We start from the raw sequence: 13,884 nt of genomic DNA, 5'->3' as shown, positions 1-13,884 counted from the left end.
AGGGTGACTTGGCGATCATTCCAGCAGGCCTCGGCGCATGGCTTCCGCAACCGCTGCGGCGCGATCCGACACCTGTAGTTTCTCGTAGAGGTGCTGAGCGTGCGTCTTGACCGTGCTCGTACCGAGGATCAGCTCTTTGGCGATCTGCGGAATGCTGAGTCCCCGGGCCATACCGTTCAGAACCTGCTGTTCCCGCTCACTGAGGGTGGGCGAATTCTGAGATCGCCTCATGCGGATTTCGTCGGCCAGCCCTCCTGTCACTTCTGGTGGCACAACAGTTTTACCCTGTGAGATCGCTCGCACCGCTTCCACGACTTCCGAGCGTTTGCTGTCTTTGGTCAGGAACCCCGCAGCTCCTTCTTCCAATGAACGGTAGACAGAGGAGCTGTCGGTGAAAGCGGAGAGCATGAGAACTCGCGTGTCGACTCGGTCCCGGACCAGGGCGTGAAGCACTGCGATTCCGTCAAGTTCAGGCATGCGCAAATCCAGCACGGCGACTTGTGGAATTTCTCGGCGAATGATCTCCAGCGCATCTCGGCCGTTCTCCGCCTCGGCCACGACATCAATGAAACCACTGAGTTGCAGCGCACGCGAGATGCCCTCGCGAAACAAGGGGTGGTCGTCGGAAATTACCACTCGGATGCGAGGAGGGCTTGGCGTCGCCACGGCAATCCCGACCTTTCGTCTGCGCTTTTACTGCTTTACGATCGCCGGCAAGTTTTCGATGACTCTTACCAAGGTATATGAGCCCCTGCCGGCGGGCCATGTGTGGCTCGTTGCCGTAATGCGGGGAGACGTGAGGGGCAACGGCGGGTCCTCAGCGGACAGCGGCCGTCTCCCGCCGTGCAGCGGCCCGGGCCGCCCTGGAACCGAACAGCGTGATCGTCACGACGCCCAGCATCGCCAGCAGGCCGACCCCTGCCGTTCCGGACCAGCCGGCCACGTGGAAGGCAGTGGCACCCACCGTGCTACCGACGCTGGAGCCGATGTAGTAGGCGGACTGGTAGAGGCCGGAGGCCTGGGCGCGACCGTGGGTGGCGGTCTTGCTGACCGTCGAGGCGGCGACCGTGTGGCCGGCGAAGAAGCCCGCCGTGATCAGGACCATGCCCAGCAGGACCAGCGGGAGAGTGCCAAGGAGGGAGATCAGCAGGCCCGCCGCCGTCGTGGCGGCCGTCAGGCAGAGGGCGCCCCGGCGGCCCAGGCGGTTCACCAGCCGGCCCGCCGCCGACGCCGAGACCGTACCCACCAGGTACACCAGGAAGACCGAGCCGATGATGCCCTGGGGGAGCGAGAAGGGGGCGTCGGTCAGGCGGTAGCCGATGACCGTGTAGACACCGCCGAACACCGTCATGAACAGTGCGCCGATCACATAGAGGCGGCGCAGCAGTGGGTCGGTGAGGTGGTCGCGGACCGTGCGGGCAAGCGTGCGGGGGTGCAGGGAGCCCGCCTTGAAGTGCTTCGGTGCCGGCAGCAGCAGCCGGAAGGCCACCGCACACGCCACCGCGATCACGCCGATCACCCCGACGGCCACCCGCCAGCCCCACTCCTGGGCGACCCAGCCGGTGACGACCCGGCCGCTCATGCCGCCCACGCTGTTGCCGGCCACGAACAGGCCGATCGCCGCGACCAGCGCCTTGGGGCGGACCTCCTCCGCGAGGTAGGCCTGCGCCGACGCAGGCAGGCCGGCCAACGCGGCGCCCTGCAGCGCCCGCAGCACGATCAGCGCGCCAAGCGACGGCGCGAACGGCACCAGCAGGCCGACTGTCACCGCGACCGCCAGCGACGCCGTCATCACCGTACGCCGCCCGAATCGCTCCGACAGAGCGCTCATCGGCACGACGAACACCGCCAGCCCGCCCGTCGCGGCCGCCACCGTCCAGCTCGCCTCGCCCGCCGTCGCCCGGAACTCTCCGGAGATCAGCGGCAGCAGCGCCTGCGTGGAGTACAGCAGGACGAAGGTCGCGGCACCCGCGAGGAAGAGGGCGAGGTTCATCCGGCGGTAGCCGGGACCGCCCGGGGCGATCCGGGAATCGGATGCGGCGCCCACGGCGGTGGACACCTCGGGATCGGCAGGAGGCATGCTTCGACAGTAGGAATTACCCGATTCATCCGTCTAATGTACGGAATCTTCATAATTGTTCCCATGGTGCATCAGCGCAGGTCACAAGGCCGCCTTTCGTGAACGAGTGACACAGAAGACACAGGTCAGGCGGGCTGACGGAGGAGGCGCCCGATGCACGATTGGATCTTGGCGAGGAGTCCGATGACGGGTTCGTTGTCGCGGATCGTCCTCCGCACATGGGTGTCACCGTCCCGGCGTGTTGCCAGTTCGCGCAGACGCTGGGTGTGGAGCCCCTTGAGATACAGACGCATGTCGTCGAGGGCGTCGGCCAGGGCTGCTGCGTGGGCGGTCCGTTCGTCGGCCTGTGGCGCGGTCAGGGCTGCGGGAGCGTGTGTGCCGTAGTCAAAAAGCCCTGGGATGAGGGCTGCCTGCTGTGTGGAGTGAGCGGTCAGGGCGGTGAGATGTTCCATGAGCGTGGCCAGGACGGCAAGAGTGGTGGAGGCATCCGAGACGGCCCTGGGGTCGTGGCCGGGCTCCCGGCGCGCGTGCTGCTGTGAGGTCCGAGCCTTGGCCAGGATGCTTTCGGCTCTGCGGCGGGTCTGGTCCGTCGAGGGGCTGCGGGGGTGGGTCAGCCGGTTCAGCGCCGCGTCCAGGTAGACGGCAACTGCCCGTGTCGCCTCGGTGGTCTGTTCGGTGAGGCGGTCGTGGTCCCAGGTGGGCCACAGCAGGTAGCCGCCGAGGAGTGCGGCGGCGCTGCCGAGAACGGTCATGGCGATTCGCTCGAGGGCGGAGCCCCAGTCGCCCGGCTGGGCCACGTCGCCGATCAGCAGCACCAGCGGGGTGCCGAAGACGACCCAGAAGGCGTAGTTGACGGGCCTCAGGGCAAAGCCGGCGCTGATGATGGCGAACAGCATGACCGCGAGGAGAGGGGGCTCCTTGACTCCGGCGATGATCAGGGCGGCGCAAGTGCCGCCGACCAGGTTGCCGGTGATGCGCTGGCCGGCGCGTTCGAGGGTGGCGCCGTACTGGGGGCGCAGGACTCTCAGGACGGCCAGGGTCGCCCATTCGCCGTGCGGAAGGCGAGCCGCCCATACCAGGGTGAACACGGCGGCGGCGACGGCTGTGACGCGTAGGGCGTGACGGTATGCGGAGGAGCTGAATGTCATGGCCGCGCGCAGGCGCGCCGCGTCGAAGGGAGCCTGCGGGGCTGGAGCCGGGTGAATGCGCGTGCCGGCCGCGCCTCGAAGAGTGCGGGCGTGATGGTGCGCGGTGCCGGTCGCGGTGCGGATACGAGCCAGCAGTCGGCGCTGGCGCCCGGCCTTGGCCACCGCGGGGTAGGGCTCCTGCCCGGTGGCTGCGCGCGAACGCAGCCTGTCGCAGGCGAGGGTGAGCGTCGCCATCGCGTCGGCCATGTCCTTCAGGGAGGTTCCGCGGCCCGGGCGGCGGGTGAGCAGGCCGGCCACCTGGGCGATCTGGTCGGCCAGCGCCCGGCTTGCAGCGGTGAACGGCTCAAGAACGGCCTGGGGCGGGGCGCCGGTCTCCGCGAGCGCCGCGGTGAGGTCGACCAGCACGGATGCCTGGCGCAGCAGTGGGGCAACGAGGGAGGCCAGATACTCGTCGCCGTCCGGGCCGTGCAGTGCCTGCGCTGCTTGTTCCGCTCGCCGCAGTGCGGCCACCGCGCGTGCATGGTCGCCGCCCGCCTGGTGGGAGGCGGCGGCGATCCGATCGAGGTGTCGGCCGGTCTCCCGAAAAGGCTCGGCGACAGCGGCCAGCACACTTCGCAGACGGGGCACCGGGGTGAGCAGACCGGTGGCAGCGGCGTACCAGAGCCCTCCGGCCAGCACGAGGAGGACCGCACGCACGGTTCCCACCGCGTCCGAACCGGCCTGTCCGGCGCCTGCCAGCAGGGCGGTTGCGGGCATCGTGCCCAGGCGGGCCACTGTCCCATGCACCGCCTGCCCCATCGCGGCGAGGAAGACCAGCGCCATGAGAAGGGCCAGGGCAAGCGCGAACAGATCGGTCACCAGTTCCCCGGCCCAGAAAGCGAGCGCGTTGACGGCGCCGGCCACAGCCAGACCCGCGGTCCGCTGCCCGCGGGGGCCGCCCTTGTTGGTGAACGCCGCCACATACGCGCCCAGGCACGCCAGCGCGCCCGCCGCAGGATCACCGGCCGCCACACCCACCAGCAGGGGAAAGCCGACGGCCACCCCATTGGTCAGTCCGGCGAGGGCCGCAGGCCTGCTGCCCGGGACCGGATCGAACAGACGGGCCCAGCTCCTGTGGCCGGTCAATCCCGCTGGAACCGGCCCATCAGCACCGCCCGCTCCACGTCATGACCCTCCATCGCCTCCACCACCTCGGGCCGCCCGGCGGAGGGCGGCAGGTCCAGGACGGTGTCCAGCGCATAGAGGGTGAAGAAGTACCGGTGCGGGCCGTCACCCGGCGGCGGTGCCGGACCGATCCACGGACTCTCAATCCTCATGTCGCCATACTCCGCCGCACCGGACAACCAGGCCTGTTGGACGCCCCCGACTCAGCCCGGGACAACCCGCCGCGGCACATGCCAGATTTGCTGCGACCGAGCCTCTACGACAGTCTTCTTGACTGCCCCCCTCCCTGAAGGGAGGGGATTCCTTCCTTCAGGGCCGAGCGGGGATTCCTGGCTCAGGCTCCCTCCGGGAGCGGCGCTCCCGGTGGTCTTACGCCCTCGGCACCGTCCTCCACCTCCTGGAGGTCGCCCTCACCGCTCCCCGGCCGGACGCCGGATCGCCCAGCGGCGATCCGGCTTCCCCTGCCCCGCTCCGCGGGAAACCGGATTCCTCCCCGGCCTGAAGGCCAGGGCATCCTCCGGGAATCCCGGTGACCTGTGACGGAGCAGCTTCGCGAATGAACTGCGCCCCGGCGGGCACCGAAACCGCGGAGGCCGCAATGGAGCGTGCTCAACCCAACTGTTCGGCCAGGCCCTCGACGGCTCCGCCGCCGCCCTCCAGCGCTTCCTCCGCCTGCCTGGAAGACGTTGACACCGCTCGCCGGGGGCCGGGCCGCCCGGGTCCGCAGACGGCGGATGATCCGGGCTGGTGGGCGCACTCCCCCGCCGGGAAACCTGCAGGTCAGCCGCATCGGGGCCAGCCGCCGTCACCGTTACGACCTTTGGAATTTCCGGCAGGGGCGTGGTCCACTGGCCTGGGGGCCGGCCGCCGCCAGGCCGTCGGCACAACAGCCACGGGGACCATGCATGAAGGACCACGAACACCGGCACGGCCACACCAGAGACGGCGAAACCCACGACGGACACAGCCATGGCGTGACCGCGGACGCGGACCGACGATGGCTGAGCCTTGCGCTGACCCTGATCATGGCCTACATGTGCGGCGAGGTAGTCGTGGGTGTCCTGGCGCACTCGCTGGCGCTGATCTCAGACGCCGCACACATGCTCACCGATGCGGCTTCCATCGTGTTGGCCCTGGTGGCGATGCGGCTGGCCAGCCGCCCCGCGCGCGGCGGCTACACCTACGGCCTCAAGCGAGCGGAGATCCTCTCAGCGCAGGCCAACGGCGTCACCCTGCTGGTGCTGTCAGCCTGGCTTGCGTATGAAGCGGTGCGCCGGCTGATCGCCCCGCCTGAGGTCACCGGCGGCCTGGTCGTGATCACGGCGCTCATCGGAATCGTGGTCAATATCGCAGCGGGCTGGGCGATCGCCAAGGCCAACCGCTCCTCGCTGAACATCGAAGGTGCCTACCAGCACATCCTGACCGACCTGTACGGGTTCATCGCCACCGCCATTGCCGGCGCCGTCGTGCTGCTGACCGGATTCTTCCGCGCGGACGCGATCGCCTCGCTGTTCGTCGTGATGCTGATGCTCAAGGCCGGAATCAGCCTGGTCCGCCAGTCCGGGCGAATCTTCCTGGAGGCCGCCCCGGCCGGCCTCGACCCTGACGTCCTCGGCGGCCGCATGGCCTCCACTGAACAAGTCGTCGAGATCCACGACCTGCACATCTGGGAGATAACCTCCGGTCAGGCCGCTCTCTCCGCGCACGTCCTGGTCACCCCGGGCGGTGACTGCCACGCCGTGCGCCGAGCCCTTCAGCTGCACCTGCGCCAGGCATACGGCATCAGCCATGCCACCCTGCAGGTCGACCACCTCGGCGAAGACCGCACCGGCACCGGCCCTCTCCTGCACATCACCACCCGCCCGGACGGCAGCGCCAAGGACGGCGGGGAGCCGCCGCAAGAGGAAGACATCCACGGCCCGGTCCACCGCCCCGGTCCCCCTACCCCCTGACCCGCCGAGGCGCGCCCGTTCTGGTGCGCGGCCGGGCTTCACATCACCATCGACGGGTTCGAAGGAACACACACCAGCACGAAGACCGTGGGACACGTCTGTTGCATCATGCGGTCTCGCCCCAGGCCGGCCTCGTGACCCGCACATTCAGGTTGCTCAGTGCCTGTGTCACATCCTCTTTCCGCAGGTCACGGTGTCCCGTAGCTGGGTGGTGATCGGGTTAGGCGTTCGGCTGAGCGTCGATGGACGCCGAACCGAACGGCAGCCGGAGGGATCGTCAGGCGACTGCCGCAAGGGGAGTGGGGGCCGCCTCGGTCCGGCGGTTTCGTCGGCTGAGGCGGCGGGTCATCAGGGTGATGAAGGCCCACTGGACGTGGGCTTCGGCGTGGGACATGAGGCGTTCGTAGTCCCTCGCGTTGCGGCGAGCCCGCATGGTCCACGAATTCGACCGTTCAACCACCCAGCGCTTGGGCAACAGGACGAAGCCCTTGGCTTCTTTGGGCCGGGAGACGACCTTGATCGTGATACCGAGGGCGGTCTGGGCCCAGGTGCTGAACTCGTCTCCGCCGTAGCCGTTGTCCGCCCAGACCAGCACGATTTCGGGGTGCTCGGCGTGGAGTCGGGTCAGCAGGATGCGTGCGGCGTCGCGGTCCTGGACGTCAGCCGGGGTGACGAGTAGGTCGACGAGCAGGCCGTCCTGGTCAACCAGGAGATGCCGCTTTCTCCCGTTGATGTGCTTGTTCGCGTCGTAGCCGCGCGTCGCCTTCGACACGGTCTCCGCGCCCTTGACGGACTGCGAGTCCACGATCACCCGGACCGGCCAGGGGCACCGCCGTCGCCGAAGCCGCAACCGTCGCCGAAGGTGATCGAGGATGTGTCGGAGGACGCCGGCCTTCGCCCAGCGGGCGAAGTATCCGAACACCGTGCGCCACGGAATGCCGAAGTCGGCGGGCAGAGCGCGCCATTTCGTCCCGTTGTCGGTGATGTAGCGGATGGCGTCGACGACACGCCGGCGGGGCCACTTCTCCGGTGCCCCGCCCTTGGGGGTCTGGCAGGCGGGGGTGGGCAGGAGTCGTTCCAGGAGGGCCCATTCGAGATCGCTGGTGTCGGAGGGGTAGCGGTAGCGGGGCAGCGGCATGACGGGGTGCCGGGCCGCGACCTGAAAGGGAGCCAACGGTGGGGCGGTCGCGGCCCGTTGCCTTTCTGGGGTTCACTCCAGGTTGGCGAGGAGGTGCAGGGTGGACTCGATCGCGCCCATCTGCGCCATGACCGTGCGGATGTAGGGGTCGTCGGGCTTCTTCTTCTGGTGCGGCAGGAGGATCCCGGCGATGAAGTTGGCGACCCGGTGGTGGACGGACTCGAAGAACGCCCGCTCGTAGCCGGTCCAGACCTCCGGCGCGTCCTCCAGCATCCGGTAGCCCCACGTCTTGTCCCAGGTCACCGGCGGAAGCCCCTTCGCGGCGGCGACCTGACGCAGATGAGCGACCCCGGTGTGGACCTGCGCCCGGGTGCGCTCGGTGGCCGCCATCAGCTGGACGATCGTCAGGCCGGCGGGACGGGCCTCCAACAGGGCGGACAGGACGGCTTCAGCGTGGACGTGAGCGGGAACGCCCCGCCCCATCGCTACTCGCCCGAGCCCTTCAGCAGCTTCTGAAGCTGCTCGTCCAGGTCGACTTCACCGCGGGTGACCGCGTTCTCGATCCAGTCCGCCGACGCCCGCACCCGCGCGAGGCCCCGCAGGATCGTCTCGCGTTCGGCGTCGTCGTAGGGCTCGCCGCGCAGGTTCGGCACGATCCTTCCGGCGGTGACGGTGAACTGCGTGCAGACCGCGACCAGGTCCATGAACTGGGTGTTGTGTTCCATGCGGCGCAGCTGGTCCAGCTGCGGGGCAGCTTCCTCCTGCCCGTACTGGACCTGCTGGCGGAACTGGTCGAACTGCGCCTCATTCACGGCGTGCCTGGCAGTGTCGTCGGCCATGGCCTTCGAGGCGATTGCCGGGCGGCGCAGGAAGTCGGTGGCCACCCGCGCGGCCACCTGGTCGTCAGCGGCCAAGTCGTGGATCGCGTCCACCTTCTCCTGGACGCTCTCGGGGGTGTCGACCTTCCAGCCGACGATCCGCTTCGCGCTGTCGTGCGTCCAGCGCGCGGGCCCGCCTCGCGGATTGGGTGGGGGGGTTGTCGACCGCCTCGAACCGTTCCTGCTCGCCGGGGATGGAGGCGAGGATCTTGTGGATGGTGTGGGAGACGTCCGTCCGTCGGTGTTCCTTCGGCCAGCGCGAGGCCACCCACCGGTAGTCCCGGACCGTCGAATACGCCAGGCCGACGTCCTCGGCGAACATCCGGATCGCCTCGCTGACCGTGAACAACTCCTCGCTGCCCGATGGGTTCGTGCCTCCGTAGGAGCGCATCGGCTCGATCTCCAGGCCGGCGTCCCCGAGCTGCCACTGGACGCTGCTCATCGTCTCGACCCAGTCCCGCCCCAGCTTGACCAGCTCGTCGTAGCGCTGCCGGGTCACACTGCCGACCATCCCGGTCATCCGGACACCACCCCCACGAGCCCCGGGGACGACACCCTCGTGTGCCGTCAACTCGCCCTGGTAACCCGATACTTCGCACCATCCGGCCGCCTTGCCCGGCAGAGAAGGGCGTACTGCCCCGGCGGCCGAAGCGGGCCCGCATCCAGCGAACGCGCAGGCTCACGCCTCGCCGGACCGCGCGCGCCGCGCGTGCCAGGCCCGTTTGCGGCAGGCGGGAGAGCAGTACACCGCCGTGACCAGGCGGTCGACCCCGACCGTCCACGCCACCCCGCACTGCGGACACGAGGCCGTCACGCCGGCCTTCACCGCCTCGGTCCGATCCCTTGCCCGCCGCATTCGCCGCCAGTGCCGCGAGCGGCACGCGCCCTCGCAGAACACCGCCGTCGACTTCGCCGACGGCATCAACGGCCCACCGCACCCCCGACACAGCCTTGGCCTGCCCCCGTCGACCGCGATGTCGACCAGACGCAGCCGGGGCACTCCGTCCCTGCCCATACGCCCACCGTACGGCGGGCGGCGCCTGCGGCCCAGTCGTCGCTTCGGGCAGATCCGCCCGAAGCGACAAGCCACTGAACTGCATCACCATCTGCACTGATGACGACACGGCCGAGAGGGCTGGGCCGGGGCGGTTCAGCCCAGGTAGAAGTCCTTGCGGGCGGTTACGAACGCCTCGATGGACTGGGCGGGGGTGCCCATCACGCGCTCGACGCCGTCGGCGGTGCGGTTGTAGCGGTCGTCCCGGTGCAGCCGGGCCATGGTGGCGACGTGCTGGGCGACGTGCGGGGGCATCCCCAGGTTCGGGAGGTGGGCCTCCCACCGCTCCGGGGGCACGTCCACATACGACACCGGCCTGCCCAGCGCTCGCGAGAACTCCGCGGCCAGCTCCGTCATGTCGACCGAGCGCGGCCCGGTGAGCTCGTAGACCTGCCCGATGTGGGGAGCCGGGTCGCGGAGCACGGTGGCGACGACACGGGCGACATCGTCCACGGCAACCGGCGAGGTGCGTCCGGTGCCGAACGGCAGCGCGATCGTGCCGTTCTCCTGAATCGACCGCGCCGCCATCGTGGTGAACAGCGGAGTGTCCAGGAACGCCGTCGGCCGGATGTGCACCACCGGCAGACCCGACCAGTCGAACACCTGCTCCGCCAGCCAGTGCAGCCGCTGCTGGTGCGACTCCTCCGTGCTGGTGGCGGTCATCTGCGACACCGTCATCTGCGACAGGTCGACCAGGGCCTCCAGCTTCCCGTACTCCTTCGCAACGGAAGCCACCACGGTCGCCGCCAGCAGGTGCTCCGGCGACACGCGCATCGCGAAGTACATCCGCGCCACGCCCTGCAGCGCGGCCGCCACTGACTCGGGCCGGGTCAGGTCACCGATGACGACCTCTGCGCCCAGTGCCCGCAGCTCAGCGGCCCGCTCGTCATCGCGGCGGACCATGAAACGCACCGGCACATCCTGAGCACGCAGGTGCTCGAAGATTGTGCGGCCCACACCGCCGGCACCGGGGATAAGAACAAGGTTGTTGGCAACCATCGGGCGATCTCCTTCGAAAGTAGCGGAAAATATCTGAGTCGAGCTGTGATCAGAGCATCAGCGGAGCCGTCAGCAAGGCGTTGGCCCCCGCGATGTCACCGTGGGTCCGTGTGGCGATTTCACACGTCGTGATCACCGTCGGGCTCAGGCGGACTGGCGCGGGGACGTGGCACCGCCGGCGGCCGCGGCGGCAGCCGTGCCCGGCAGGAAGACCAGCACGACGACCGCGCCGACCAGGGCGACGGCTGCGGAACCTACCGCGGCGACGTGCATGGCGTGGATGAAGGCGTCGTGCGCGGGCTGCACCAGGGCCCTGCCGGCCGGTCCCAGCTTCTCGGCGACGGCAAGGGTCGCCTGGACGGATTCACCTGCGGCGTGCTGGTCGGAAGTGGGCAGTACGTCCAGGCGGCCGTCTATGCCGCTGCGGTAGGTGGTGGACAGCAGCGACCCCAGCACGGCGACGCCCATGGCCCCGCCGACCTGCCGGAAGGTGTTGTTGACCGCGGATCCGGAGCCGGCCTTCTCCCGCGGCAGCGACGACATGATCATGACGGTAGCGGGCGGCATCACATGGGCCATCCCCGTGCCCATCAGGAAGAACAGCACCTCCAGCACCCAGATGGGGGTGTCCTGGCCAAGCAGCAGGAACCCGGCGAAGGCCACGGCGGTCAGGACGAGGCCGGCGGCGCACACGGCTCGGGCGCCGAAGCGGTTGACGACCAGCCGGGCCCGCGGGGCGAAGAACATCTGGGAGGCGGCCAGCGGCAGCACGAGCAATCCGGACTGCAGGACGCTGTAGCCGCGCACGCTCTGGTTGTAGAAGACGCTGAAGAACGTGACGCCCATGAGCGCGAAGAAGACCAGGCCGATGGCGGCGACGGAGGCGGAGAACCGCCGGTTGCGGAAGTAGGTGACGTCGAGGGCCGGATGGTCGCTGCGGGCCTCGTACACCACGAAACCGGCAAGGACCGCCAGGCCGCCCAGGATCGTCGCCCACGCCTCGGGCCGGGTGAAGTCGCCCAGCTGGCCGCCCTTGATGATGCCGTAGACCAGCACCGCCAGACCGACGATCGACAGCAGTACGCCGACCGGGTCGAGCCTGCCGGGCCTGGGGTCCTTGGAGTCTGGGACGATCGCCACCATCGCGACCATCGCGGCGACCACGATCGGCACATTGACCAGGAAGACCGAGCCCCACCAGAAGTGCTCCAGCAGAACGCCGCCGGCGATGGGGCCGGCGGCTATGGCGAAACCGACCACACCGGTCCAGATGCCAATGGCCTTGGGCTGCTCCTCGGGCTCGAAGACGTTCATGATGATCGCGAGGGTGGCGGGCAGGATGAAGGCGCCGCCGAAGCCCATCACGGCGCGGAAGGTGATGAGCTGCCCGGAGGAGTCCGACAGCGCGGACAGCACGGATCCCACACCGAATACGGCCATGCCGAAGAGCAGCACCTTCTTGCGGCCGAGCCGGTCACCCAGCAGACCCGCGGTGAAGAGCAGTCCGGCGAAGACCAGCGTGTAGGAATTGACCGCCCACTCCAGCTGGCTCTGGGTGGAGCCGAGCCCGGTGGGAGCAGGCTGGGCGATGGTCTTCATCGCCACGTTGAGGATCGAATTGTCCAGCATCACCACCAGGAGGCTGAACGCGAGCACGGCCAGGATGGCCCAGCGCCGGCGGTGGACCACCTCGGAAACCCTTCGTCGCTGGGCGTGCGGCACGGGTGGTGTGGACTCCTCGGGCGTCGAGGACTCGGCGGGCGTGGGTGGTGATGCCACGGGGCGTCTCCAGTGCTGTCGATGGTTCTGCAATTGCCGGGCGGAGGCGTCGGCCTCGGACGGCGGGAGGCAGCGAGGGCCCTGCCTGACCTGCGGGCGGCCTCGCCGACAAAATAGATGTCGCCATCAGACTAAACACAGGATAGAATAGATGACAAGCGACAGTTATCCGAGGAGAGTGATCCCGTGGGCCGCGTGTCCAAGGCGCAAGCGCAGGAGAACCGGCAGCACGTCGTGGCCACCGCCTCCCGGATGTTCCGCGAGAAAGGCACCGCGGTCAGCATCGCCGACCTGATGAAGGCCGTCGGGCTGACCCATGGCGCGTTCTACAAGCAGTTCGCCTCCAAGGAGGACCTGGTCGACAAGGCCATCACCCACGCCTTCGAGGATCCGGCAGCACACTCGCCGGCTGGGCTTGAAGAGCCTGGCGGGGACCACGAGGCCGCCCGCCGCACACTGATCGAGCAATACCTCTCGGTCTGGCACCGCGATCACGCCGGGGACGGCTGCCCCGTCTCCGGATTCGCAACCGACCTGGGGCGCGAGCCCGACCAGGCCGCCCGCTCCCAGCACGTGTACATCAATGGGGTACGGAACCGCGCCGCCCGGCTGGCCACCGGCGACGACGATGGCATGGCCCAGCTCTGCACCATGGTCGGTGCCCTGGTCCTCGCCCGCGCCACCCGGGGCAACCCGATCTCCGAAGAACTGCTGCAGGCCGCGCGCACGGCTCTCACCGAGAACGGCTCCGGGCAGTCCGAACCGCAGCACAACACGGACTGACCGAGGCCGGCTGACGGTGCAGGCCGCCGTCCGGTGCGATCTCTCGGTTTAAAACAACTTCCAGTGGCCCTCGGAGACCACTTCGATGGCGCCCTCGGTCACCTTGATGGCAGTCTGCTCGCCAATCGCATACGCCGGACCCGCGATCCCGGCCGCCCACCGTTCTGCCTCAGCCATGGTGTTCTCCGGACAAGCCGGATGATCCAGGTGCGGGAAGATCGAAAAATCAATCACACCCAGCGCGCTGTCGCCGCCGGCGGGCGGCTTCCAGCCCACGAAGTCCTCCCCGATGCGGGGGGGGTCATCACCAAGCTCCCGCGCTGAGTCCCACGTAGACCGTGTCGGCCAGTGACGGCAGGAGTTCAGCCAGCCCGGACACCCGCATCCAGTAGCACAGGTACAGCGCGTCACCACCGTTGACCAGCAGGACGTCGGCCTCCCGGACCCAGGAGACCCAGCGCGCCTCCTCGATGCTGGGCAGCGCGGTGAGCTCCAACACGCCCACCGACTTCCACCCCAGCTCGGTCATGGGGCTGGGGGATCGTCCGCCGATGAATCGCCATGGCCCGCCCGGATCAGCGTCGGGGGCCCCGTACCCCGCAGTGGGGATGCCAGAGGGCGCTGGACTCGGCGATCGGCTTGCCCAGGAGATCGACCAGCGCGTCCTGGATGCTCGCGTTCTTGATGCCAGAGTCGGTGAGGACAAGCTTCATCATGTCCTTCCCGAGGAACACCGCATGCGTCAACAACTAGCCGTTCGCCAATGCGTCACAGCCGCCACCATGTCATGGCTGGATCAGGAACAGGCACTCAGCTTGTTCCTTATCGCCGGGCTTGATCGCGTTCGATCAGCGTCTCCGGGCGTTTGATGGTTTTGCCCACGTCGTAGCGGGTGGCGGGGTGTCGGTT

Annotated in this window: 14 protein-coding genes and 2 pseudogenes; 3 read left to right on the top strand and 13 right to left on the bottom strand. The window is 68.9% G+C overall.

The annotated features are described in order from the left end of the window. Positions 1-15 precede the first annotated feature (15 nt). The 4 genes from ACIRA5_RS52075 to ACIRA5_RS52060 form a co-directional block, all read right to left on the bottom strand. The gene (locus ACIRA5_RS52075) at positions 16-666 is read right to left on the bottom strand and encodes a response regulator (RefSeq protein ID WP_403705302.1); all 651 of its coding nucleotides are present in this window, start codon (positions 664-666) and stop codon (positions 16-18) included. A 151-nt stretch (positions 667-817) separates the two neighbouring features. Next, the gene (locus tag ACIRA5_RS52070; RefSeq protein WP_403705299.1) at positions 818-2,080 is read right to left on the bottom strand and encodes an MFS transporter; all 1,263 of its coding nucleotides are present in this window, start codon (positions 2,078-2,080) and stop codon (positions 818-820) included. A 125-nt stretch (positions 2,081-2,205) separates the two neighbouring features. Then, on the bottom strand, positions 2,206-4,353 hold the full coding sequence (locus tag ACIRA5_RS52065; protein WP_403705297.1) for an FUSC family protein: 2,148 nt from the start codon (positions 4,351-4,353) through the stop codon (positions 2,206-2,208). Further along, the gene (locus tag ACIRA5_RS52060; RefSeq protein WP_403705294.1) at positions 4,350-4,571 is read right to left on the bottom strand and encodes a hypothetical protein; all 222 of its coding nucleotides are present in this window, start codon (positions 4,569-4,571) and stop codon (positions 4,350-4,352) included. The genes ACIRA5_RS52065 and ACIRA5_RS52060 overlap by 4 nt, the downstream gene beginning before the upstream one ends. Before the next feature lie 726 nt (positions 4,572-5,297). Here ACIRA5_RS52060 and ACIRA5_RS52055 point away from each other — a divergent pair. Continuing rightward, positions 5,298-6,344 carry a cation diffusion facilitator family transporter gene (locus ACIRA5_RS52055; protein ID WP_403705291.1) on the top strand — a complete coding sequence of 349 codons (1,047 nt, stop codon included), beginning with the start codon at positions 5,298-5,300 and terminating at the stop codon, positions 6,342-6,344. A gap of 328 nt (positions 6,345-6,672) precedes the next feature. Here the strand turns inward: ACIRA5_RS52055 and ACIRA5_RS52050 are convergent. The 4 genes and pseudogenes from ACIRA5_RS52050 to ACIRA5_RS52035 all read right to left on the bottom strand — a co-directional run. Next, positions 6,673-7,482: pseudogene (locus ACIRA5_RS52050) on the bottom strand (IS5 family transposase); the annotation flags it as partial. Between the two features lie 72 nt (positions 7,483-7,554). Then, on the bottom strand, positions 7,555-7,965 hold the full coding sequence (locus tag ACIRA5_RS52045; RefSeq protein ID WP_403705288.1) for a RacP protein: 411 nt from the start codon (positions 7,963-7,965) through the stop codon (positions 7,555-7,557). Positions 7,966-7,967: 2 nt separating this feature from the next. Further along, positions 7,968-8,654: a DUF6192 family protein gene (locus ACIRA5_RS52040; RefSeq protein ID WP_403705335.1), complete on the bottom strand. Its 687-nt coding sequence runs from the start codon at positions 8,652-8,654 to the stop codon at positions 7,968-7,970. Continuing rightward, positions 8,569-8,751: pseudogene (locus tag ACIRA5_RS52035) on the bottom strand (hypothetical protein); the annotation flags it as partial. The pseudogene ACIRA5_RS52035 and the gene ACIRA5_RS52040, both read right to left, overlap by 86 nt. A gap of 361 nt (positions 8,752-9,112) precedes the next feature. Here ACIRA5_RS52035 and ACIRA5_RS52030 point away from each other — a divergent pair. Then, positions 9,113-9,475: a hypothetical protein gene (locus ACIRA5_RS52030; protein WP_403705286.1), complete on the top strand. Its 363-nt coding sequence runs from the start codon at positions 9,113-9,115 to the stop codon at positions 9,473-9,475. A gap of 35 nt (positions 9,476-9,510) precedes the next feature. Here ACIRA5_RS52030 and ACIRA5_RS52025 read toward each other — a convergent pair whose 3' ends face one another. Both ACIRA5_RS52025 and ACIRA5_RS52020 read right to left on the bottom strand, forming a co-directional pair. After that, positions 9,511-10,413 (bottom strand): NmrA family NAD(P)-binding protein, encoded by a 903-nt coding sequence (locus tag ACIRA5_RS52025; protein ID WP_403705283.1) that lies wholly within the window; start codon positions 10,411-10,413, stop codon positions 9,511-9,513. 144 nt (positions 10,414-10,557) lie between these two features. Further along, entirely contained in the window at positions 10,558-12,135 is a 1,578-nt protein-coding gene (locus ACIRA5_RS52020) for an MFS transporter (protein ID WP_403705332.1), read from the bottom strand. 243 nt (positions 12,136-12,378) lie between these two features. Between ACIRA5_RS52020 and ACIRA5_RS52015 the strand changes: the two genes are divergently transcribed. Next, positions 12,379-12,975 carry a TetR/AcrR family transcriptional regulator gene (locus ACIRA5_RS52015; RefSeq protein ID WP_403705281.1) on the top strand — a complete coding sequence of 199 codons (597 nt, stop codon included), beginning with the start codon at positions 12,379-12,381 and terminating at the stop codon, positions 12,973-12,975. Between the two features lie 48 nt (positions 12,976-13,023). Here the strand turns inward: ACIRA5_RS52015 and ACIRA5_RS52010 are convergent, their stop codons facing one another. From ACIRA5_RS52010 to ACIRA5_RS52000, 3 genes are read right to left on the bottom strand one after another with little or no spacing between them, the layout of a single operon-like run. Next, a complete protein-coding gene (locus ACIRA5_RS52010; RefSeq protein WP_403705279.1) occupies positions 13,024-13,251 on the bottom strand; it encodes a hypothetical protein in 228 nt (75 codons plus the stop codon). Positions 13,252-13,279: 28 nt separating this feature from the next. Next, positions 13,280-13,504: a Type 1 glutamine amidotransferase-like domain-containing protein gene (locus ACIRA5_RS52005; RefSeq protein WP_403705276.1), complete on the bottom strand. Its 225-nt coding sequence runs from the start codon at positions 13,502-13,504 to the stop codon at positions 13,280-13,282. A 46-nt stretch (positions 13,505-13,550) separates the two neighbouring features. Further along, a complete protein-coding gene (locus ACIRA5_RS52000) occupies positions 13,551-13,691 on the bottom strand; it encodes a hypothetical protein (RefSeq protein ID WP_403705273.1) in 141 nt (46 codons plus the stop codon). Positions 13,692-13,884: the final 193 nt, after the last annotated feature.

It is taken from the genome of Streptomyces sp. NPDC096311, from assembly GCF_044763085.1.
Classification (GTDB): domain Bacteria; phylum Actinomycetota; class Actinomycetes; order Streptomycetales; family Streptomycetaceae; genus Streptomyces.
This window is presented reverse-complemented; position numbering and strand designations above follow the sequence as displayed.

Excerpts from the sequence above, each read along its gene's own strand:
- ACIRA5_RS52045 (WP_403705288.1), bottom strand. The coding sequence starts at position 7,965 with ATGGGGCGGGGCGTTCCCGCTCACGTCCACGCTGAAGCCGTCCTGTCC.
- ACIRA5_RS52070 (WP_403705299.1), bottom strand. The coding sequence starts at position 2,080 with ATGCCTCCTGCCGATCCCGAGGTGTCCACCGCCGTGGGCGCCGCATCC.
- ACIRA5_RS52005 (WP_403705276.1), bottom strand. The coding sequence starts at position 13,504 with ATGACCGAGCTGGGGTGGAAGTCGGTGGGCGTGTTGGAGCTCACCGCG.
- ACIRA5_RS52025 (WP_403705283.1), bottom strand. The coding sequence starts at position 10,413 with ATGGTTGCCAACAACCTTGTTCTTATCCCCGGTGCCGGCGGTGTGGGC.
- ACIRA5_RS52055 (WP_403705291.1), top strand. The coding sequence starts at position 5,298 with ATGAAGGACCACGAACACCGGCACGGCCACACCAGAGACGGCGAAACC.
- ACIRA5_RS52000 (WP_403705273.1), bottom strand. The coding sequence starts at position 13,691 with ATGATGAAGCTTGTCCTCACCGACTCTGGCATCAAGAACGCGAGCATC.